Consider the following 21,349-nt stretch of genomic DNA (forward strand, 5'->3'; position numbering starts at 1 on the left):
CTAAGTAGCAAAAGGCTTAAGTAAGGTGATATCAACAAATGGCTGATTAGGCGCAATCTTCTGACGACTCTTAAGGACGTTACCATTTTGTGGATCTAGCCAAAAATCATTTTGGTATTCGATATTGAGGGCTTCCACAGAGACATTTTCACTAAAATGTAGAGCTTGAGTGGACGAACCATTGATTAGAATATTTTCGTCAGCAATCAATTTAAATTCTGATTTTGCTTCGTAGCCGTAATGATAACCGGGTTGCCAATCTAGTGTGCGAGTCCAGGTTCTGGGTGTATTGCTTAAATGCAAACCTAGTAGTAAAGGGTCAGGCTCATCACTTTCGACTGCACTTAAATTACCTGTGAGTAGATTGTGGGTTTTGACTAAGCGGCCGTTAACTGTAACTAACATACCTTTATCTGCTGATAACCATTTGAGCTCTAGTGCTTCAGGTGCCTTTTTTACTGGCGATAGACTGGTTTTAGGTTCAGCAAAAGCTAAAACCACAAATGCCTGAGGTGTATCTTCAATTTTTACATAGATACTGGCATAGGGATTTGCTGATACTTGCTCAGTGGAAAGCACAACATCTTCGCTTCCTAAAAAGGCGAGTTTGGCGGTTTCGTTCAAGGCATTAATTCGTTGGCTGCAGCCCGAGAGCCCTGCAATTATTGCCGAAATGGCAAAAACGGGTAAGATTTTTTTATATACACGCATCCGAGTTGCTTATTCTCAATAATGGTAGATGAACAATGTAGATATATGTGGTTGTGATTTCAAGCTTTCACTTTTTTACTTAGAACTTTTAAATGTCATAAAAAAAACAACCGCCAAAAGGCGGCTGTTAACAATATGTACTAACTAATAATTAGTTAGATGACACTGATGTAGAGTTGCTTGTAGTGACTGGGTTGCCTTCAGAACTATTTGCAGCAATTAAACCACCAGCTACAACTGCACCAGCTGCGATACTACCCGCAACGATAGTACCTGTAGCGCCGCCAGTCGTTGCAGCACCAGTCGTTGTACCACCAGTAGTTGCATCAGCATTAGCTGCAACTGAACCTAACATTGAAATAGCAGCAATAAGTGCTAATGAAGTTTTTTTCATCGTGATTCCCTTTTAGAAAAAATTAACCTAATTTTTAGCTAATCTAGTACAGCATGATAGGCGATTCAACTTAAATGATCAATGTTAAATCTGTTTCGCTATTCAAACTTTAGACTGATTTGCTGCCGATTCGCCATCAAATAATCCTTAATTTAGAATGAGTTTGCCACATTCACTGGATAACTCTTAGGCGACTCCTATTTTATACCACGCAGAAGGTGGTGCTTCAAATCGATTTATTTGGCGGTTTATAACAAGCGCTAAGCCATACCTCATGCCAAATTAAAAAACGCTTTTATCTCGTCCATTTGAGCCATGCCATCTTTATAACCTAATTCGATCAAGGCACTGGTGTAGGACTTTTCGAACAAGAGATAGGACACTATACTCGAGTCTGACTGCCTGTCGATACCAATAAAGCCCAGTAAGGTCTTAATTGCCCAAGGCATATCATCATAGAAACGGGCGGCGATTTTACTTAAGTCTTCACTGGGTTTTATCACTAAGGTCTGTATGGGATGTAATGACAGTTGAGTACGGCTCTCTTCGGGAATAAGCGACAGTGTATGGTTAATCCGCTCTAGGCGCTCAAGATCGCTATTTAAGGTATCGGAAAAGATAGTATCCAGCAGATGACCCGCAATGGTCGCTGTCTTCGGATGATATTCTAGCTCCATCGGAAAATGCTTATGGGGACTATCTAGGTTTATCACTAATAGCTTATTAGCCCCCAAATGAATGGGACTTGAAAGCGGCGCCAGCTGGTGGACTGAGCCGTCACCATAGTAAGCTTGGTTAAGTTTAATTGACGGAAACACCATGGGAATCGCCGAGCTTGCCAAAAGATGTTCGGTATTTAACATCCGCCGCTCACCGCTGCGCCTGGCGCGAGTCCAGTTTTCAATATCCCGCGAAGCTTGAAAAAACGTTACCGAGCGTGAGTTGTTATAGCAAGAGGTATCGACACTGAGCGCCGTTAGAGCGCCGTTGCGGATATTACGATCGATTCTCTTAAAATCGATGAGTTCATTCAGTAAATGCCGTAAAGGCTCGTTATCGAGCAGGCTGCCAGCGTCGGTATTCACTTTATCATCCTGCAGGCCTTTGAGTGCCATCTTGGCTAAATGACTTAACACGCCGGGAATAGAGGCGCGATATACCTTTCTGGTTTCAAAATGGCGCCAAACCCACTCGAGTTTTTTGACGCCTAAGTGGAAGCAGGAGGCATGGGTGGCAATGGAGGTGCCATTAATCGCGCCCGCAGAGGTGCCACAAATGATTTTAAATGGCACACCATGGTTGCGCGGATAAAGCTGGACCAGTGCTTTTAACACTCCAACTTGATAGGCGGCCCGAGCGCCACCGCCACCGAGAACTAATGCTGTTGATGTTGGCAATCTTATGACTCAACGACTTGTTATTATGATTTTATTAAAGCAATGCCTTATCTAAAAAAGCAAGTCTGAGCTGTTATCTCAATGACATTTCTTTAGTTTGTCTTGAGTGGGCTCGTAGAAGGCAATCTGTTTTTTGGGGCGGGAAATAAAAAACGCACTTAAGTCAGACTCAAGTGCGTTTGCATCTATATCGCGAGAATCCTATTTAAGCATCTGCTCAAAAGGGCTGTTCCGGCGCACTAAGTTCGGCGCAGTAAGCCTTCGCTTAAGCTTGCAGATTCTTTAAGAAATCGACGATTTGGTCGAATGGCACATCTTGCTTTTCACCGGTGCGGCGGTTTTTGTATTCAAATACGCCAGCGTCGATATTGCGATCGCCAATCACCACAGTGTGTGGAATACCAATCAGTTCCATATCGGCGAACATGACGCCTGGGCGCTCTTTACGGTCATCCAGTAGCACATCGATACCCGCAGCACTTAAGTCTTTGTATAACTGCTCGGCGATATCGGTCACGCGGTGTGACTTGTGCATATTCATTGGCAGAATGCCCACACTGAATGGGGCAATCGCTTCTGGCCATACAATGCCACGATCATCGAAGTTTTGCTCAATGGCAGCTGCCACGATACGGCTCACGCCAACACCGTAACAACCCATCAGCAGCACTTGTGATTTACCGTTCTCATCGAGAACAGTCGCATTCATCGATTTAGAATAGTTAGTACCGAGTTGGAAGATATGACCCACTTCGATACCTCGAGCCATAGCGTAAGTCCCTAAACCATCAGGTGTTGGCTCGCCTTCAACCACGTTACGGATATCGGCTGCTTGTGCCAGTGGCAGATCGCGCTCCCAGTTGATGCCAAAGTAGTGCTTGTCATCTTGGTTAGCGCCGGCGGCGAAGTCGCTCATCACGCTAACACTGTGGTCGATGATGATAGGCATATTCAGGCCGACAGGGCCTAATGAGCCTGGGCCTGCGCCAATGGCGTCACGGATCAGGGCTTCTGGGGCAAATTCTAATGGTGATGCCACTAAATCTAACTTGTCTGCCTTGATTTCGTTCAGCTCGTGGTCGCCGCGTACAATCAGCGCTACCAGTGGGGCTTCTTCCGTCGCACCTTTCACAATCAAGGTTTTCACTGTCTTCGTGATATCTAAACCGAATTGCTCAACTAACTCTGCAATAGTTTTCGCATTTGGGGTATCGACTAAACGTAATTCTTCAGTCGCCGCGCCACGCGCTTCGGTTGGCATTGGTGATTCGGCTTTCTCGATGTTAGCGGCATAGTCGCTGCCAGTAGAGTAGGCGATTAAGTCTTCACCGCTTTGCGCCAATACGTGGAACTCGTGTGACATGCTGCCACCGATAGAACCTGTGTCGGCTAATACTGGGCGGAAGGCCAGGCCCATACGCGACAGAATGTTGCTATAGGCTTGATACATGGCCTCATAGGTTTCATTCATGGTATCCACGTCTAAATGGAAAGAATACGCATCTTTCATCAGGAACTCGCGCGAACGCATCACGCCAAAGCGTGGGCGCACTTCGTCGCGGAATTTAGTCTGGATTTGGTAAAGATTCAGTGGTAATTGCTTGTAAGAGCTGACTTCTTTACGGATTAAGTCGGTGATCACTTCTTCGTGGGTTGGCCCCAGAACGAAGTCACGGTTATGGCGGTCTTTAAAACGCAGCAGCTCAGGACCAAATTTGTCCCAACGACCCGTTTCTACCCATAAATCAGCCGGTTGCACCATAGGCATAAGGATTTCAATCGCGCCCGCTTTGTTCATTTCTTCACGAACAATGGCTTCGACTTTACGCAATACACGCAGGCCCGTGGGCAGATAGCTGTATAGACCTGAAGCGTTACGGCGGATCATACCCGCACGTAGCATTAATTGATGGCTGATGACTTCTGCATTCGCAGGTGTTTCTTTTTGAGTAGAAAGTAGGTATTTGCTAACGCGCATTACCGATGTCCAAATTTGAGTTGAATGGGCGCCATTTTATCACCTGCTTCGATGATGTCACCTATGGATTGAGGTTAAATTCAATCAGCTGCAGACAAATGGCCGTTTTCATTTTACAAAGTGTGCTGCGCCGCCACAGAGGGCGATGCATACAGATAAAGCTAAGTGAGTTATTTATCCCGCCTATCGCCAATCACTCGAGCGGGATTGCCCGCGACGATGGCCCATGCGGGAACATCTTTAGTGACAATACAGCCCATGCCAATCACCGCATGATCGCCAATGGTGACACCATCGACTATCCCTGCCTGTGCGCCAATCCACACATCTTTACCTATCACGACTCCTTTAGAGTTTGAGGCTTGTTGATAAACAGGCGTATCGGGCGCCATACCATGATTAAACGCATAGATAGTGACGTGATTGGCAATGCGGGTTTGGGAGCCAATCTGAATGCCAACTCGGCCGCCATCGAAGGAGCAGCCGTGATTGATGGCAACTTCATCACCGAGCGTGATAGGGCCGTGCAAAAAGCATTCAGCGGCAATCATGCAGCGATTACCGATTGTTATATCGCGATTGGGCTCGGCAAATAACTGTGCCTCGGGCGCAATAAAACAGTTTTCGCCAATGGTCACGGTTTCGAGGGCGCAAAGGTTGGCTTGCACTTCATCCTGCCAAGGTTTGGCCCAGAGTAAGTGTTTTTCTTTGAGGGAAAAATACAGCCAGGGCATCCAAGACAGACGTTTTTTATGTTGGCTTTGATAATCAGGCAAGGCCGTTGTGATTGGCGTCTGCATTTAGCCACATTTCCCCGGTTTGAGTTCTAATACCTGAATGTATTCCCGCTCATCCTCATCGACCGCCATCCGCCAAAAGATATCTAAATCATACAAAGCCACTTGATATAACTTGGGGTCATCTTTGGCTTTTTTATAGGCGGGGCGAGGGTCTTGCCCCAGCACGCCGTGGATGAGCACTGCTAAATCGGTATAGACGTCCTGTTTACTGTAAGTGTCAATCTGGGTTGCGGCGAGCTCTGAAAACACCACGCTGATAAGTTTTGGCGCTTCTTGCGCGATACCGCCGACGGCACCTTCAATCGAATCCGAGAACGGAATATAGGGCTTAATATCGATAATGGGCGTGCCATCGACAAGGTCCATGCCCGAAATCTCTAGGCACACTTTGCCTTTACGTTGCACTACCCCGTGGAGTTTGACCACGGATTGGCCTATGCCATTCGGGCGAAAGGTCGAGCGAGTCGCGAATACGCCGAGTTTTTCATTGCCGCCTAAACGGGGCGGGCGTACAGTCGTTTTCCACCCTTGGGCGAGATTCTCATGGAAACAGAACAATAACCAAAGGTGGGAATATTGCTCGATACCGCGCACGGCATCGAGATGATTGACATGGGGCTCAAGTTCAACATAACCGCGAGCCTCCACCAAACCGGGCTGCCTTGGAATGCCAAATTTTTGTTTATAGGGAGTGCGGCAAGTGGCGACAGCGGTAATCTGGTTGGTAAATGTCATGCAAAAAATACCTAAAGCAAGGGCAACAACCCAAACGCAGATGGCCTAGGTTGTTAAGTACATCAATATTGGCGTGCAGTATACACGCTTTGAATTAGTCGGCAGAGGCCATTTTGATGGCTTGGCCAACGCAGAGGGCGCGGCTGACGCAGCCTTGGGCTGCTTCTTCCATCATCACGCATTGTTTGATGATGATGCCATTGGCGCCTTTATCAGCCGCCGCGCGGCGGGCTTCGGTCCGGGCTTCACTTAAGGAAGCGGGCACTGCATTCACATCGGCTTGGCAAGATTCACCCTGTACCAAACCTTTTAATTCGTAATGGCCTTTAGGCAAACTATCGCCCTCAAATAGCGTGACATCTCCCGCCTTGAAGTAGTCATTAATCGCCTCGCCGTCCAAATTGCTGTTAAAACTGTAATCGCTGGCACAGGCGCTAAGCAGTAGCACTAATGCACTTGAGAGGATGATTTTCATGGTTTGACCTGAGATTAAGGGTAAATAAGCGCAGTCCAATGGACTGCGCGGTATCGAGCGATTTATCTGAGCAAATTCTAGCGCTTAAGATACTTTTGATAAAGCTGCTGGTGGCGATTATTCAGATCTATTTGCCGTCCTTCAATCCAGATCGCATCAATTTTGTTGCTCATGGGGTCGAGGATATCTCCGTCACTCAGCACAACACTGCCCTGATAACCGACGGCGATGGCCCCTAAATCGGCGATCCCCAGCAGTTTTGCTGCATCTAAAGTCACTGATTTTAATGCTTGCTCGGGTGTGACGCCGTAAGCGGCACTATAGCCCGCGGCATAGGGAAGGTTACGACTGTTCCAATCCGATGAAAAACCAAGGGCATAGGGAATTCCTGCACTTGCCAGCAACGAAGGGATTTTAAAGGGTAAATCCACGGGTTCATCTTTACGTTTGGGCAGACTCAGGGTGTGCGGGTAAATCACACTGGCATTTACTTCCCTTAAGCTTGACGCTAGTCGCCATGCATCATAGCCACCGACAATCACCAATTTAAATTGATATTTTTTAGTCAGGGCAATGACTTGCTCAATTTGACTGACGCTATCCGCATGGACAAATAGCGTGGCCTTACCTTGATACAGGGGGAGCATAGCCTGCCAACGTAAACTGGTTGTCTTGGCCGAATCCTTTGCCTGATGGCTTAAAAAGTAGCGATAGCCATCCTCAAAGGCTGTGGTCAGTTTATCTATGGCCTGCTGATTTTTTTCAATGGCCTTAGCTTTTTCCTTTTCATCCTCTGGCATACGCTTGATTTGCGGCCAGTAAACATGGAATTGGCCTTCGCTTGGTTGCAGGGCGTCCTCAATCGTCCAAGCATCGAGGTCGACGACCACAGATTGGCCGGCTAATCCATCCCCACTGGGGACGATTTGTGCGTGGGTGATGCCATTGTATCGAATGGTTGGCAGCAGCTCTGAATCCGGGTTGTAAGCCGTTGCCGCGCTAATTTGCGGATTAAAATCACCGACTTCTGCATTATCGACGGTTGGGCGCACCATCTCGATTTCTACTAAACCTAGACTGGTATCGAGTGCGATAAGGCCGGGGTATAAATGTTTGCCCGTGGCATCGATGATCTGCGCTTGGCCATCAGGGCCGTTGATGCTTAGCTGTGGCCCGATGGCGCTGATTTTACCTTGCTCAATCAACACATCGGTATTGGTTAATGTCCCTTGGCTGACAGTATGCACTGTGGCGTTTTTAATCAGCACGCTCTGGGTTTGTTTGCCCGCAGGGATGAGATTATGTGCCTGCGCTGACAGCGTGATAGCCAATGTCGACAGCAACAAGCTAGTGGATAAGTGCTTCATTATTTTGCTCCCTGATGATGTTGGCCCCAAGCCTGATAATGGGTATCGCAGTGCCATTGAGGTTCCTTAAGCGGAGTGACTTTCTCACCCCCCTTGGCGTTATCATCACTACTGAGAATTTTTTGGATAAGGGCTGCACGCTCTGCGACGACCTGCTGCTGGGCAAGCTGGTCTTGGTCGCGATCGAAGTAGCGTTTGCCTTCGACCCAAGCCTGGGTCACCTTGGCGTAAATCGACAGCGGCTCGGCGTTCCAAAGCACGATATCGGCCATTTTGCCTGGGGTGAGTGAGCCAACATACTCATCGACTCTGAGCTGCTTCGCTGGGTTGATGGTCACCATATTCCAGGCGTCTTCTTTAGACATACCGCAATACATCATTGACTTAGCCGCTTCTTGGTTGAGTCTGCGCTGCATTTCGTTGTCGTCAGAGTTGATGCTGGTAAGCACGCCTTGTTTTTGCATCAGGCACGCGTTTTGTGGAATCGCATCATAGACTTCGAACTTATAGGCCCACCAATCGGCAAAGGTCGAGGCGCCTGCACCATGGGCGGCTAGCTCGCTGGCAACCTTGTAACCTTCGAGCACGTGGGTAAAGGTTTGCACCTTAAAGTGATAGGCTTCGGCTAATCGCAGGAACATTAAGATTTCTGACTGCACGTAGGAGTGGATATGCACATCGCGCTGCTGCTTTAACACTTCGGCTACCGCCTGTAGGCGATAGCTTGGGCGCGGCGCAATGGTTTTCTTCTTCTCACTGCTACGTAAGTCATCGTAGTCCTTCAGCGCTTTCTCATAGGTGATTGCGGCATCGAAGGTTTCTTCAAATAAAGCTTTTACGCCCATGCGAGTCTGCGGGAAGCGCTGAACAAATTTCTCGCCCCAGTTACTCTGTTTGACGTTTTCGCCAAGGGCGAATTTGATACTGGCAGGGGCATTGGCAAATTTAAGCTGTTCAGCACTCTCACCCCATTTCATCTTGATTAACTGGGATTGGCCACCAATTGGGTTAGCGCTGCCATGGAGTAATTGTGCGCTGGTGACGCCGCCCGCGAGTGCACGGTAGATGGAGATATCTTCGGGATTGATCACATCGCCAATCCGCACCTCAGAGGTGACTGCATCTGTACCTTCATTCGTGCCACCATTGATAGCAATATGGGAATGTTCATCGACGATACCCGCAGTTAAGTGTTTACCCGTTGCATCGAGAACTTGATAACCCGAAGGCGTGCTGAGTTGCTGACCGATTTTTTCAATTCGGCCATTGGCCATTAACAGATCCGCATGTTCCAAAATCCCCTGTTTATCCGAGGTCCACAGGGTGGCATTTTTAATATGGAGTTTTTCGGCTTTTGGCGCCTCGCTCAAACCATAGGCGACGTTAGGGTAGGTGAGTTGACTGACTAAGGTTGGTGCGGAATCGGTTTTAGACGTGCCTTCTTGCTCCGTCTTTGGACTCGAAGCGATAGCAATACCCGCCACATTAATACTGCGACTTTGGGCGTCCACCATGCGGCCTTGAATACCATCTTTAGCGAGCCAGAGGGTAAAACGGCTGATGCCATGTATGCCCGCATCGCTTAAATCGGCGTTAAAGCTCACGCGGCCGTCGTCTTCAAGCTGAAGATTGGTGAGTGTAATGCTCTTCTCGCCACTACTCAGCTGACCTTGGAAGGCGGTTTTGCCCGCTTTGCCCGTTTCTTCAAGGCTTAGATCTAAGGTGAGATTATTCAGCGTGAGCTGATAATCGCCCAAGAGTTTGGCCTGAGGGAGTGAGCGAATGGACTGCTCTTTGCCCTGCAGCCAGACACTGTAAATCTGGCCATCTTTAAAGATATTGCCCTTAGTAATCACAAAGTCGGCCATATAGCCGGGAGCAAGTTTACCGGCGAACTCGGCCGTACCCGCCATCTCGGCGGCTTGAGTTGTCAGTGCGGCGAGGGCCTTGTCCTCACTCAGTCCCTGGGCGATGGCTTGACGCAGGCGAGGCCAAAATGCCTCGGTCTTAATGCCAAATTGGGTAAACGCAAAAGGGATGCCCGCATTAGCCACTGCTGCTGGGTTTGTGGGGGCGCGTTCCCATTGTCTGAGTTCTGCAAGGGAGACTTCACGGTCGGCATCATCGGTACCCACATCCGGTGCTTGCGGATAGTTGAGCGGCAGGATGAGAGGATAATTCAGGGTCTGTAATTCATTGATGCGCGCATATTCTTGACCACTTGCGAGTAAGTTGGCTGGCTGCTGATGTTCTTTGAGCAGGTTCGCGGCGCGCAGCAAATCGTTGAGGTTTTTTGTTTCAAAGACGATTTGTTTCTCGGCTAAGTTATCTAAGCGTTCGAAGGCGATATTAAATTCAATTTGAGCATTTGCTGAACTATTAACCGATTTGTGCTTATTTTGGTTATACCAGTTAGCATCGGCAAAGGTTTGTCGGATAAGCGCGATACTGCCCATCAGAGAATTGGGGTAGTCTTGTTCAGACGTGCCTTTATCGAAGGCCATAAAAGGTTGGCTGCGTGCACGATAAATCACCTCGTTGGCGGTTTTATCGGCTAATGAAAGGCTAACACCTGTACCGCGGAAAATACCGTCGAGTTTACTGCTTTGCACGCTGGTAAAGCCGTTATTGATCCAATCACGTGCGCGTTCTTTATTTGGGTAAACGTAATTAAACCATTCTTTTTCAGCGTGAATTGCACCATTTTCGGCATTACCACCGATACGTTTAATATCATATACCGGACGAGTCAGCCCCAATTTGGGATATTCAAACTCGATACCATAATCGGTAAAGGGATCGATAAAACCGGGATAGATAGTATAGCCACTGAGATCAACCTTTAATGCTGCCTCTGGAATATCCCCTTTTTCAATAATGGCTTTGATCCGATTATTTTCTACTAATAAGGTGGCATTTGTGAGTCGCTTCCCTGGCGCCATGATTAATTCAGCATTAGTGAAGGCCGTTAACTTATTGACGGGGGAGATGGGGTTGGCCTCGGCAAAAATGTTGTGGGATACCAAACTACTTATAATGCCGCAGCTTATTATTATCTTATTGTTTATCTGCATTTTTTATTCACTTAGACGGAGGGTGAATAAAGAGTAACCCAAAGCAGATGTAAATACTAAAGCTGAATTGTAACGCAATTTAAGCATTTGCTTGAATGCAATGACGGGGATTCATTCAGGCATAAAAAAGCTCGCAGGGCGCGAGCTTTTTTATGTTACTCAGTGGTAATAGCAAACGGCTATTACAAACACTGTATTGGATTAGATTAAGAAATCATCCATAGAACGGCCTTTATTGACTTCGTTCTTAAATACCGTTGGCATACGACCTTGACCAGTCCACTGGATCACTTCGCCGTTAACTTCAATTTGGTATTTTGCTGGACGTGGAGCGCGTTTTTTACCTGCAGCTTTAACTGCTACGCCACCTAAGTCGTCGATTGATAAACCAACTGCTTCCATTTGTTGGCGGATTTCTTCGATTTTGGCATTACGCGCAGCAATAGCTTGCTGTTCTTCTGCCTCCATTGACTCACGCTCAACTAAAATTTTATCTAGCTTAGCCGCTAAATCACGCAGTTCTTCAACGCTGAGATCTTTTACCGCAGCTTTAAAACGACGACCGTGAGTTAATATCTCTAAAAATTCGCTCATATCTATTTTCGTCCCACTCTATTTTTATTACAGGATAATGGTGAACAACAGCTAAATGATAGAAACTAATATTGTTCGAATCAAATAAAATTATGCAATAAACAGAAATTAAATATTATTTAATTTTTGAACTTTTTAAATATGGCAGATAAGTGTTCAAAAATGTGGCCAATACCACAGACTTAAAAATGCAAACAGGCGTTTGAGTTTAGTTGACGTTAACGTTAACAGGACGTAAAGTGGCTCTATCCTGCATTGGTGATGACCAATGTTTTGTCCATGTACATGAAAGTGTAGGAAGGAAACCCTATGAAAGTATTGGTGCCTGTTAAGCGCGTAGTTGATGCCAATGTGAAGGTCAGGGTAAAAGCTGACAACACCAGCGTTGATACCGCAAACCTCAAAATGGCGTTGAACCCTTTTTGTGAAATTGCAGTAGAAGAAGCGGTTCGTTTAAAAGAAGCGGGCAGTGCTACTGAAGTAGTGGTCGTCAGTATCGGCAATAAAGCCGTTCAAGAACAATTACGTACCGCGTTAGCATTAGGTGCTGACCGTGCGATTCACATTGATACTGAAGAAGAGTTAACCCCAGTATCGATTGCCAAATTACTCAAAGCCGTACAAGAAAAAGAACAAGCACAATTAGTGCTGTTTGGTAAGCAATCTATCGATGGCGATAATAACCAAACTGGCCAAATGTTTGCGGCATTAACGGATATGCCACAGGCAACTTTTGCTTCTGAAATCAAAGTGGAAGGCAATTCAGTGCAAGTGGCTCGCGAGATTGATGGCGGGATGCAAACCTTAAGTCTGCCATTGCCAGCCGTGGTGACCGCCGATTTACGTTTGAACGAACCACGTTACGCTTCATTACCTAACATCATGAAAGCTAAACGTAAGCCATTAGATGTGCTCACTGTTGCGGATTTAGGTGTGACGCTAAAAGCCCATCAAACTGTGGTGAAGGTGACGCCGCCTGCCGAACGTAAAGCGGGTATCATGGTTGCGTCTGTAGCTGAGCTGGTTGAAAAGTTAAAGAATGAAGCGAAGGTGATCTAAATGGCCATTTTAGTATTAGCAGAACACGATAATGCGGCACTGAAACTGGATACCGCAAAGGTTGTCACCGCAGCCCGTGCAATTGGTGATGATGTGCATGTATTGGTGGTTGGCCACCAATGTGGCGCCGTGGCGCAAGCTGCGCAGGCCCTACAAGGCGTCGCTCAAGTATTGGTCGCCGATAACAGTGCCTATGAAGCGCATTTAGCCGAAAACGTAGCTAAATTGCTGGTGGACTTAGCACCAAATTACAGCCATATCCTCGCCGCAGCATCAAGTGCCGGTAAAGATACGCTACCGCGTGTGGCTGCCTTGTTAGACGTTGCGCAAATTTCTGAAGTGATTGGCGTAGTGAGTAGCGACACCTTTGTTCGCCCGATTTATGCGGGTAACGCTTTAGCGACAGTACAAAGCCATGACGCGATTAAAGTGATGACAGTCCGTGCCAGTGCCTTCGATGCGGCAGCGCAGGGCAACAGTGCAGCCGTGACTACTTTAGATAAAGTGTTTGAAGCCAAAACTCAGTTTGTGTCTCAATCATTGACCGTTTCTGCGCGTCCAGAGTTAGGTAATGCGGGCATTATCGTTTCTGGTGGCCGTGGTATGGGCAGCGGTGAAAACTTTGGTATGTTAGAGCAATTGGCGGACAAACTCGGTGCCGCTGTTGGGGCATCTCGCGCCGCGGTTGACGCAGGTTTTGTGCCTAACGATCTGCAAGTGGGTCAAACCGGTAAGATTGTGGCACCAAATCTCTACATCGCCGTGGGGATTTCGGGTGCGATTCAGCATTTAGCAGGGATGAAAGACGCTAAGGTGATTGTGGCAATCAACAAAGATCCTGAAGCGCCAATCTTCCAAGTGGCCGATTATGGTCTCGAAGCTGACCTGTTCGACGCCGTTCCAGAGTTGATTGCAACTCTAGGTTGATTTTATCTGTGATCTAAGTCAAAGTAAGCGGCTTTGCGGTGGCAACTGCTTAGCCGCTTATGTTTTTATGTGCCTCACGCCCGTGCAAGGGCGTTCTTAGAAGTAGAGGCGCACCAAATATCAGTAGTGATCAGTAGGGTGATTCCGTTGATCGTTCACGAAAGGATTTGGTGCCGAAGTGGTTTGATTTATCACGATCAACTGCTGGGGTTGTGCCGAATAGGTACAACACTGCCATAGTATTTTCTGATACGGATATTAGGAATAGTTACTATGGAGCGCTACTGATAGGACAGGTGATCTTGGGTATCTATTGCCTTTTCCCACCAGTTCAGTCGCCCTCCATTCGTATTTTGACGAAGAAATAATCAATGACTGTAGTAAGTTACGCCGATTCGGCACTTTCTCTGCTGCCGCCTGTGGTCGCAATTGTGTTGGCGATTTTCACTCGCCGCGTTCTCCTTTCCCTCGGTTTAGGTATTGTGATTGGGGTATTATTACTCAATCAATTTTCACCTGTGGCCAGCGGTGAGTTTTTAGTTAACAGTGTAAAAGGACTTTTTTGGTCAGAAGATGGCGTAAATTCTTGGAATTTATACATTCTCGGCTTTTTAATTGTATTAGGGATGATCACTGCGTTAATTACCGTCAGTGGTAGTGCGCGGGCATTTGCCGATTGGGCGCGCCTGCATATTCGCAATAAACGCGATGCCAAATTACTGACCATGTTTTTAGGCTGTGTTGTCTTTATTGACGATTATTTCAATAGCTTAGTCGTTGGTTCTGTCGCAAGACCCGTCACCGACCGTTATTATATTTCCCGCGCTAAGTTAGCCTATTTATTAGATTCTACGGCGGCGCCGGTTTGTGTTATTTCGCCAGTATCCAGTTGGGGCGCTTATATTATTGCGCTGATCGGCGGCATATTAACCGCCCATGGCTTTGCCGATTCTGGGCATTTGAGTGTATTTATTCAAATGATCCCTATGAATTTCTACGCTATTTTTTCTTTATTATTATTACTTTGTGTTGCATTTATGGGCTTGGATATTGGCCCTATGCGTGAGCATGAATTAAATGCACAGCGCGGTAATTTATATGATGAGAATAAAGGATTACCACCCGGGGCGAATGCCGATCTACCCGAAGCCGAAACGGGTAAAATCCTCGGGTTATTCTTACCTATTACCGTGCTGGTATTTGCGACCCTGTATTTTATGATCGATAGTGGTGCTCAGGTATTAGCGAAAGAAGGCATTGAATTTAATATTATTTCCGCTTTTGAGAAAACCGATGTCAGTTCATCACTGTTCTTTGGTGCCCTGATTGGTTTAGCGGTTGCACTGGTGCTTAACCTAGTGCAAGGCGTTGAAAAGTCGATGGTTGTTAAAGGTATAGTGCAGGGCGCTCGCTCTATGCTGCCTGCGATTTATATCCTGTTATTTGCATGGACTATTGCTGGTGTGATTGGCCAGCTTGAAACTGGTAAGTTTATGGCAAGCCTCGCCACAGGGAATATTCCCTTTGCCTTCTTGCCTGCGTTGATGTTTGTGTTAGCGGGTCTAACGGCGTTTTCTACCGGCACCAGTTGGGGCACGTTCGGCATTATGCTGCCGATTGCCGCCGATATGGCGATGGGTAGCCATACGGCCATGATGTTACCTATGCTAGCTTCAGTATTGGCGGGCGCGGTATTTGGTGATCACTGTTCACCGATTTCGGATACCACGATTTTGTCGTCAACCGGCGCGAGCTGCCACCATATCGACCACGTTGTGACTCAGCTGCCTTACGCAGTGATAGTGGCGCTGATCAGCATGGTGGGTTATGTGGTGCTTGGCTTTACTGAATCAGTCAATGCGGGGCTGCTGACCTGTAGTGTATTGTTTGTGTTGACTATCATTGGTTTGCAAATTAAATCAAGAAGTTTGGCGAAATAAACCGTAATTAAGAGAATGACAACTCTGCGGTTCGTAAGGTGAATTTCGCGAGAGTTAAAAATAAAATAGGCCAGCAAGTATGCTGGCCTATTTTTTTATTTATTACCCAACCCCAAATTACAGAGCAGTGTTGAGTCCACGGCGGTTCAATAACCCTTCGGTGGTAGGCTCTTGACCACGGAAGTTTTTGTAAGCTTCCATTGGTGCAATGCTGTTGCCCACTTCGCGAATGGTCTTGCGGTATTTCATGCCGATTTCACGGTTTAAGCCACCTTGAGTTTGCACATAAGCGTAGGCATCTGCTGCTAAAATCTCACTCCACATGTAAGCGTAGTAACTTGCTGAGTAACCACCTGGGAAGGCGTGGGCAAAGTAAGTTGACTTATAACGTGGTGGCACGGCAGTGATATTTAAGCCGTGTTTTTTCAGCGCATTGGCTTCGAATGTCGCCACATCTTGCAGTGGGGCATCAGGGCTTAATGAGTGCCATTCCATGTCGACGAGCGCCGCAGCCATATACTCTAAGGTATCGAAGCCTTGGTTAAAGCTGCCTGATTTGAGCAGTTTTTGCAGCAAATCATCGGGAATTGGCTTACCAGTTTCGTAGTGTTTGGCGTAGTTGGCTAACACTTTAGGGTGGGCTGCCCAATCTTCCTCGAAGGTTGATGGGAATTCCACAAAGTCACGGGAGACCGAAGTACCTGCCAAGCTTGGGTAAGTCACCTTAGAGAACATACCGTGGGTACCATGGCCCATCTCGTGGAACATAGTGGTCACTTCGTTGTAGCTGACGAAGGTCGGTTGTCCCTCTGGCGCCTTCTTAATGTTCATCACGTTGACCACGACAGGCTTAGTGCCTTCGAGGAAGGATTGACCCACGAACGAGCTCATCCATGCACCGCCGCGTTTGCCTTCACGGGCAAAGTAGTCGGCATAGAAAATCGCCATGCTCGAACCATCGGCATCAAACATTTCGTAGGCTTTCACATCCGGGTGGTACACGGGTAAATCTGGGCGAGGCTTTAAGGTGACGCCATAGAGTTCTTTGAGGGTGTAGAACACGCCGTCTTCGAGTACGCGGTTAAATTCGAAATAAGGGCGAATGCTATTGGCATCGAGGGCGTATTTTTCTTGGCGAACCTTCTCGGCGTAGAATTCCCAGTCCCATGGCGCGAGTTCAAACTTGCCGCCAGTCTTGTCGATCATCGCTTGGATATCGGCCGCTTCTTTCTCGGTATTGGTCACGACGGCTGGCACCATTGAACCAAACATGCTGTATACCGCTTCAGGCGTTTTTGCCATTTGTGGTGCGAGGCGGTAGCTGGCCCAGTTTTCATAACCTAATAGGGCGGCACGCTCAGCACGTAATTGCGCTAGACGAGACACTAAAGATGCGGTTTCGTTTTCACCCGTTAAGCCACGGTTTGCCGAGGCTTCCCAAATGCGTTGGCGCAGTTCACGGTTCTCTAAAGAGGCGAGCACAGGCTGGCGAGTGGTGTTGGTGATGTTGATTAAGTACTTACCTTCGTGGCCTGCGGCCTTGGCATCGTTTGCTGCTGAGGTGATTTCGCTGTCAGTCAGGCCCGCCAGTTGTTCTTTGTTATCGACAACGATGGCGATTTCTTTGGTTAAGCGCAGTAAACGTTGTGAGAACTCGTTGGTCAGCGTCGATTGTTCTTCGTTCAGAGCGCGGATCTTCACTTTCTGCTCATCGGTCAGTTTAGCGCCGGCCATGATAAAGCGTTGGTGATACACCTCAACCAAACGTACCGCTTCAGGCGTTAAGCCTAAGTTATTGCGGTCGTTATAAATAGTTTCAATACGGGCGAATAGTGCTGGATTGAGGTTGATGTTATCTGAGTGAGCCGCCATTTTCGGGGCCATCTCACCTTGGATTTTACGCAGGGCTGGATTGCTGTTTGAACCCGCGAGGTTGTAAAACACGCTCGATGCACGGGTCAGCAGGGCACCGCTTTTTTCCATGGCGACAATCGTGTTGTCGAAGGTCGGGGCGGCAGGATTGTTGGCAATGGTCAAAATCTCTTGATAATGCTCTTTAATGCCTTGCTCTAATGCGGGCTGAAAATGCTCGTCTTTAATGACACTAAAATCAGGCGCTTGGTATTGCAGCGTGCTGGCTTGGAACAGAGGATTTTGGGCTTGAACTGCGGTCACATTCGTCGTTTTAGTATCTTGAGTGCTGCAGCCTGCGAGTGTGCCTGTCATCAAAGTGGCGCCAATGGCGATGGCAATAAAACTTTTACGCATAGTTGAGTGATTTCCTTAGAATTGTAGTTTTTTGTGACTCTAGCGTTACTAACTTAAATAGGACTGAAAACCTATGGGGTGAAGTTGTAAGTAAAAGTAAACAAAAAAGCGCCCTACAACAGTAGGGCGCTTGAACTATTTTCTTGCAGGGAAAATAGCGGGACGACTAGCTATTTACGGGTAAAGTTATGGTACTTGTCGATACCAGAGCTGCTACCTGTGTTGTGGCACACGGCACAAGATTCACCCGTAGGTTGCTTGAACCAATCGCCAGTTGCTAGCACGCTGATTTCGCCACCGTTGCTCACCATGTGGGCTTTGACTGCATCGCCAGTATGGCAGGCATAACAGTTAGCGGTAACAGGGCTGGTCATCTTGCTGCCAGGTTCAAGAATGTATTGATTTGGCACTTTGTTTAAATCAATAGCGGTTTCGTGACAGGCAACACAGCTAGTGACTGGGTTGATAGCGCCTGCGCCGTTCGCTGTCTTGGCTTGGGTGCCGTCGGCCTTCATCTCACCGACATTCGCACCATTACCCCAGTGCCAGCTGTGGATCATAGGACCAAAACCTGCACCCAGAGTGGCCGAAGTCCGCGCCATACCGTTATCGTGACAGGCAATACAACCGTTACCGCCTTGATCGAATGCACCGTTTTTATGGAAGGCGGTGGCATCGTTATGGCAAGTCGTACAGCTGTTATCGCTGATCACGCTGCGACGTTCAAAGCCTGATACTTTCTCAGCGCTTACTGGATTTACCACATCTGAGTAGGCGGTGAAAGAAACACCCATTGAACCGTCATAACCGTTGGCTCTGAGGTTACCATTGCTTTGATAGCGTTGATTACCGTCGTACTCCATCCAGCCTGCGGTGCCGAAGGTGACCCGTGCAGAGTAGGCATAGTTAGCGTTTACTGCTTTGATATCCGTCAGTAGGTGACAGATATTCTTAGTACCATCGGTGTTGTAACCATAGTAGTACTTAGTACGGTCACCTGGGCGGCCGACTAAGGTGTTGTTGTCATAGGCATGCAGATAGGCACCAGCGTAGACAATCGGCTTCTTGGCATCAAATACCAGAGGGTCTGAGTAGTTGAAGTTATCTTTAATGCTAAAGATGTTACCGTCAGTGTCTTTCACAGTAATGGTGGTACACCAACCGGGTTCAACTTTCGCTACGCTTGAGCCATCGGGCGCATAGTGGTCGGTTAAGGTGGAAATATCATCCACTTTAACGGGGGTTGAGAGTGTCACTTGGTACTTAGCGCGGATAGCTTGACGCTCGGTAATGCCTTCTTTGCCTTCATGCATTGGTCGTACATCGGCACCGTTACTTGGCACAATCGCACCTGGTACGCCGCCAGTGTTGTGGCAGTCGATACAACCAGGGCCTGAAACGCTGATATTGGTCGGCGCTTCAACGTGGCAGGAACTACAGTTCATCACGCTGAAATCTTTAGTGAATTTCTGGTGATTAATGTGGCCAATTTTAGACAGTGTATTGGTGGCGTAACCGCCGATTGAGAAGCCTTCTGCGTTTTTCGCGCCGCGGCTTACCGAGCCGTGACAGACTAAACAGCCTTCAACGAAGGTGACTTCGCTGTCCATACCTGTAGCGACATAGCTGGCATGGCGACGTGGGCTAGTGGCGTAATCCACGTGACAGGCGTAGCAGCTGTCGGTGGTGGTTGAATGCGTGCCTTCAGGCTTATTCACCACCATTGGCGCAGAGCGCGCAATACCGCTTTCGCTGTTGCCGCCGACTCTGAGCCAGACAATGCCTTCAGTGCCTGCATTAACGCCTTTCATCGGTGCTTTAAAGCTGTAGTGACCATCGCCTAGCGACTTAATTTCTGCGCCTTCAGTGGCTTGAGTCGCCGCGCCGCCGATATGCACGTTGTCGGCAACATTGTTAATGTCCGCTTCGGTGCGGTTATTGATAAAGCCTTTATCCGTTAAAGCGGCGACTTTGGCTTCAGCGTTTAACAGGCCGTTGACTAAGTTGCCGTTTTCGTCGGTGACTTCAAATTCATAGGTGATACTACCTTCGCCAAAGCTGTAGCCAAGTACTTTAACATTGGTCACTAGCGAGCTTGTGACTGGTGGTGGCGTCCATGGGTCTCCGGGTTTACCGGGTTGTCCTGGATCGCCGGGTTGGCCTGGTGCGCCGTCTTTACCATCACTGCCACAACCTACGAGTGCACCGGTTAAGGTTAATGCTACTAGGTATGCCAGTTTTTTAGATGTGAATATTCTCATCATAATCTCCATTTAATCCAATACGCATTTAAAGGCACGGATTGCAGCACTAAATTTGCAGGGGAGATTAGTGCTTTGAGCCGCTGATTTAATTTGCAAGCGTTCGAATAACTTTTTTTGTTTTTGTGAGTACATTTGTCTCGAGGAAATAATACGGATATTGAGATGTTTGTTTTTTGAACCAAACCGCATTTGAGCCTATATCTTTGGAGGTAGATCTCAATTTTAAATATTTGTTAATGTAAGTTTCCTTATGTAAAACAATATTTAAGGTTAAATTAAGCTTATTGTAACAATTGAACTGTGACAGGGTTTGCCTGATGACTATTTTCTGGTTTGGACGGAAATACGAACAATCATGTCAAGCGGAGGTCGAGGAGGGCGTTGGTTTAATATCCGTTTGAAGCTGCCAGATTGGGATTTCAGTAGAAAAGCTGAGATTGGCCTAGTGTGTTAGGGGATGGCGCAATGGTAAACTAGGCGCCATAAGCTCTGGCAACAGAGAAACAATAAATTTAAGTTAAAAAAGGGATTCGTTTTGGCGCAATTGTATTTTTACTATTCAGCAATGAATGCGGGTAAATCCACCTCTCTATTACAATCTTCCTATAACTACCGCGAGCGCGGCATGAATACCTTAGTGATGACGGCCTCTATCGATGACAGATACGGTAAAGGTAAGGTGGCATCGCGTATTGGGATTGAAACCGATGCCCAGGTATTTAGCAGCCATGACAATCTGATAGACATGATCACCACTGCCCACAAACAGAATCACTTGAGTTGTGTGCTGGTGGACGAATGCCAATTCTTAAGTAAAGAGCAAGTCAAACAACTGACTTATGTTGTTGATAAAATTGATATCCCTGTTTTGTGCTATGGTTTACGTACCGACTTCCAAGGCGAACTCTTCACTGGCAGCCATTATTTGTTGGCTTGGGCCGATAAGTTAGTCGAACTGAAAACCATCTGTCACTGTGGACGCAAGGCCAATATGGTGGTGCGTCTGGATGGTGAAGGGAAAGTGATGCGCGAAGGTGAGCAGGTGGCGATCGGCGGTAATGAAAGTTACGAATCGGTTTGCCGCAAGCATTTTCGTGAATTTATTTGGGATTGATTGAAGCCTCAAGCTTGGTTAGCACTCGCGATAAGCAGCTAAGTATTTTTGCGCTAACCACTTTGAGGCATGCTGCCAACTCATTAAAATACGGTGAGATCTAACAAGAGACGCAATGATCCTGTGTTGTTAGATCTTGCTCAATAAAGGCAAAGGAATGTATTTGCAGACTCATGCACAGTGGACGAACTTAAGTGTGAGTTTTGCCCTGATACTGGATGTGTTGAGCATAGGTTGGGAACATTCCCACGT

At 47.4% G+C, this 21,349-nt stretch carries 16 protein-coding genes and 1 riboswitch; of the genes, 4 read left to right on the forward strand and 12 right to left on the reverse strand.

Translation table 11 applies throughout. The annotated features are described in order from the left end of the window. From SHEWMR4_RS07020 to SHEWMR4_RS07065, 10 genes are all read right to left on the reverse strand, one after another. The gene (locus tag SHEWMR4_RS07020) at window positions 1–711 is read right to left on the reverse strand and encodes a YjbF family lipoprotein (protein ID WP_011622126.1); all 711 of its coding nucleotides are present in this window, start codon (window positions 709–711) and stop codon (window positions 1–3) included. Between the two features lie 151 nt (window positions 712–862). Beyond that, a complete protein-coding gene (locus SHEWMR4_RS07025) occupies window positions 863–1,105 on the reverse strand; it encodes a hypothetical protein (protein WP_011622127.1) in 243 nt (80 codons plus the stop codon). A gap of 272 nt (window positions 1,106–1,377) precedes the next feature. Next, on the reverse strand, window positions 1,378–2,502 hold the full coding sequence (locus tag SHEWMR4_RS07030) for a patatin-like phospholipase family protein (protein WP_011622128.1): 1,125 nt from the start codon (window positions 2,500–2,502) through the stop codon (window positions 1,378–1,380). Window positions 2,503–2,767: 265 nt separating this feature from the next. After that, the gene (locus tag SHEWMR4_RS07035) at window positions 2,768–4,480 is read right to left on the reverse strand and encodes a proline--tRNA ligase (protein WP_011622129.1); all 1,713 of its coding nucleotides are present in this window, start codon (window positions 4,478–4,480) and stop codon (window positions 2,768–2,770) included. A 170-nt stretch (window positions 4,481–4,650) separates the two neighbouring features. Further along, window positions 4,651–5,280 (reverse strand): acyltransferase, encoded by a 630-nt coding sequence (locus tag SHEWMR4_RS07040; RefSeq protein ID WP_011622130.1) that lies wholly within the window; start codon window positions 5,278–5,280, stop codon window positions 4,651–4,653. Continuing rightward, window positions 5,281–6,015, reverse strand: coding sequence for a tRNA (N6-threonylcarbamoyladenosine(37)-N6)-methyltransferase TrmO (tsaA, locus tag SHEWMR4_RS07045; RefSeq protein ID WP_011622131.1), 735 nt, complete (start codon window positions 6,013–6,015; stop codon window positions 5,281–5,283). A gap of 94 nt (window positions 6,016–6,109) precedes the next feature. Beyond that, entirely contained in the window at window positions 6,110–6,490 is a 381-nt protein-coding gene (rcsF, locus tag SHEWMR4_RS07050; protein ID WP_011622132.1) for an Rcs stress response system protein RcsF, read from the reverse strand. A gap of 77 nt (window positions 6,491–6,567) precedes the next feature. After that, window positions 6,568–7,857: an amidohydrolase gene (locus tag SHEWMR4_RS07055; protein WP_011622133.1), complete on the reverse strand. Its 1,290-nt coding sequence runs from the start codon at window positions 7,855–7,857 to the stop codon at window positions 6,568–6,570. Then, window positions 7,857–10,931: an amidohydrolase family protein gene (locus tag SHEWMR4_RS07060; protein ID WP_011622134.1), complete on the reverse strand. Its 3,075-nt coding sequence runs from the start codon at window positions 10,929–10,931 to the stop codon at window positions 7,857–7,859. Before SHEWMR4_RS07060 ends, SHEWMR4_RS07055 begins: the two co-directional genes overlap by 1 nt. 201 nt (window positions 10,932–11,132) lie before the next feature. After that, window positions 11,133–11,525 (reverse strand): H-NS family nucleoid-associated regulatory protein, encoded by a 393-nt coding sequence (locus tag SHEWMR4_RS07065; RefSeq protein WP_011622135.1) that lies wholly within the window; start codon window positions 11,523–11,525, stop codon window positions 11,133–11,135. A 309-nt stretch (window positions 11,526–11,834) separates the two neighbouring features. On the opposite strand from SHEWMR4_RS07065, the gene SHEWMR4_RS07070 reads away from it, so the two are divergent. The 3 genes from SHEWMR4_RS07070 (at window position 11,835) to SHEWMR4_RS07080 (ending at window position 15,451) form a co-directional block, all read left to right on the forward strand. Continuing rightward, window positions 11,835–12,584 carry an electron transfer flavoprotein subunit beta/FixA family protein gene (locus tag SHEWMR4_RS07070; protein WP_011622136.1) on the forward strand — a complete coding sequence of 250 codons (750 nt, stop codon included), beginning with the start codon at window positions 11,835–11,837 and terminating at the stop codon, window positions 12,582–12,584. Beyond that, window positions 12,585–13,511: an electron transfer flavoprotein subunit alpha/FixB family protein gene (locus SHEWMR4_RS07075; RefSeq protein ID WP_011622137.1), complete on the forward strand. Its 927-nt coding sequence runs from the start codon at window positions 12,585–12,587 to the stop codon at window positions 13,509–13,511. A 95-nt stretch (window positions 13,512–13,606) separates the two neighbouring features. Beyond that, window positions 13,607–13,803, forward strand: a riboswitch (Lysine riboswitch). Window positions 13,804–13,882: 79 nt separating this feature from the next. Then, on the forward strand, window positions 13,883–15,451 hold the full coding sequence (locus SHEWMR4_RS07080) for a Na+/H+ antiporter NhaC family protein (RefSeq protein ID WP_011622138.1): 1,569 nt from the start codon (window positions 13,883–13,885) through the stop codon (window positions 15,449–15,451). A gap of 117 nt (window positions 15,452–15,568) precedes the next feature. On the opposite strand, the gene SHEWMR4_RS07085 is transcribed toward SHEWMR4_RS07080, so the two are convergent. Together SHEWMR4_RS07085 and SHEWMR4_RS07090 are read right to left on the reverse strand one after the other, a co-directional pair. Further along, window positions 15,569–17,719 (reverse strand): M3 family metallopeptidase, encoded by a 2,151-nt coding sequence (locus SHEWMR4_RS07085; RefSeq protein ID WP_011622139.1) that lies wholly within the window; start codon window positions 17,717–17,719, stop codon window positions 15,569–15,571. A 170-nt stretch (window positions 17,720–17,889) separates the two neighbouring features. Continuing rightward, complete coding sequence (locus SHEWMR4_RS07090; protein WP_011622140.1) at window positions 17,890–19,980, reverse strand: multiheme c-type cytochrome; 2,091 nt, start codon at window positions 19,978–19,980, stop codon at window positions 17,890–17,892. Between the two features lie 538 nt (window positions 19,981–20,518). Between SHEWMR4_RS07090 and SHEWMR4_RS07100 the strand changes: the two genes are divergently transcribed. Then, complete coding sequence (locus SHEWMR4_RS07100) at window positions 20,519–21,097, forward strand: thymidine kinase (RefSeq protein ID WP_011622141.1); 579 nt, start codon at window positions 20,519–20,521, stop codon at window positions 21,095–21,097. The last annotated feature ends 252 nt before the right edge of the window (window positions 21,098–21,349 follow it).

Origin of the sequence: Shewanella sp. MR-4, from assembly GCF_000014685.1 — a bacterium.
Taxonomy (GTDB): domain Bacteria; phylum Pseudomonadota; class Gammaproteobacteria; order Enterobacterales; family Shewanellaceae; genus Shewanella.

What these genes read in the sequence shown, in the direction of transcription:
- SHEWMR4_RS07020 (WP_011622126.1), bottom strand. Translation starts at nt 711, where the DNA reads ATGCGTGTATATAAAAAAATCTTACCCGTTTTTGCCATTTCGGCAATA.
- SHEWMR4_RS07025 (WP_011622127.1), bottom strand. Translation starts at nt 1,105, where the DNA reads ATGAAAAAAACTTCATTAGCACTTATTGCTGCTATTTCAATGTTAGGT.
- SHEWMR4_RS07035 (WP_011622129.1), bottom strand. Translation starts at nt 4,480, where the DNA reads ATGCGCGTTAGCAAATACCTACTTTCTACTCAAAAAGAAACACCTGCG.
- SHEWMR4_RS07040 (WP_011622130.1), bottom strand. Translation starts at nt 5,280, where the DNA reads ATGCAGACGCCAATCACAACGGCCTTGCCTGATTATCAAAGCCAACAT.
- tsaA (WP_011622131.1), bottom strand. Translation starts at nt 6,015, where the DNA reads ATGACATTTACCAACCAGATTACCGCTGTCGCCACTTGCCGCACTCCC.
- rcsF (WP_011622132.1), bottom strand. Translation starts at nt 6,490, where the DNA reads ATGAAAATCATCCTCTCAAGTGCATTAGTGCTACTGCTTAGCGCCTGT.
- SHEWMR4_RS07055 (WP_011622133.1), bottom strand. Translation starts at nt 7,857, where the DNA reads ATGAAGCACTTATCCACTAGCTTGTTGCTGTCGACATTGGCTATCACG.
- SHEWMR4_RS07060 (WP_011622134.1), bottom strand. Translation starts at nt 10,931, where the DNA reads ATGCAGATAAACAATAAGATAATAATAAGCTGCGGCATTATAAGTAGT.
- SHEWMR4_RS07065 (WP_011622135.1), bottom strand. Translation starts at nt 11,525, where the DNA reads ATGAGCGAATTTTTAGAGATATTAACTCACGGTCGTCGTTTTAAAGCT.
- SHEWMR4_RS07070 (WP_011622136.1), top strand. Translation starts at nt 11,835, where the DNA reads ATGAAAGTATTGGTGCCTGTTAAGCGCGTAGTTGATGCCAATGTGAAG.
- SHEWMR4_RS07075 (WP_011622137.1), top strand. Translation starts at nt 12,585, where the DNA reads ATGGCCATTTTAGTATTAGCAGAACACGATAATGCGGCACTGAAACTG.
- SHEWMR4_RS07080 (WP_011622138.1), top strand. Translation starts at nt 13,883, where the DNA reads ATGACTGTAGTAAGTTACGCCGATTCGGCACTTTCTCTGCTGCCGCCT.
- SHEWMR4_RS07085 (WP_011622139.1), bottom strand. Translation starts at nt 17,719, where the DNA reads ATGCGTAAAAGTTTTATTGCCATCGCCATTGGCGCCACTTTGATGACA.
- SHEWMR4_RS07090 (WP_011622140.1), bottom strand. Translation starts at nt 19,980, where the DNA reads ATGAGAATATTCACATCTAAAAAACTGGCATACCTAGTAGCATTAACC.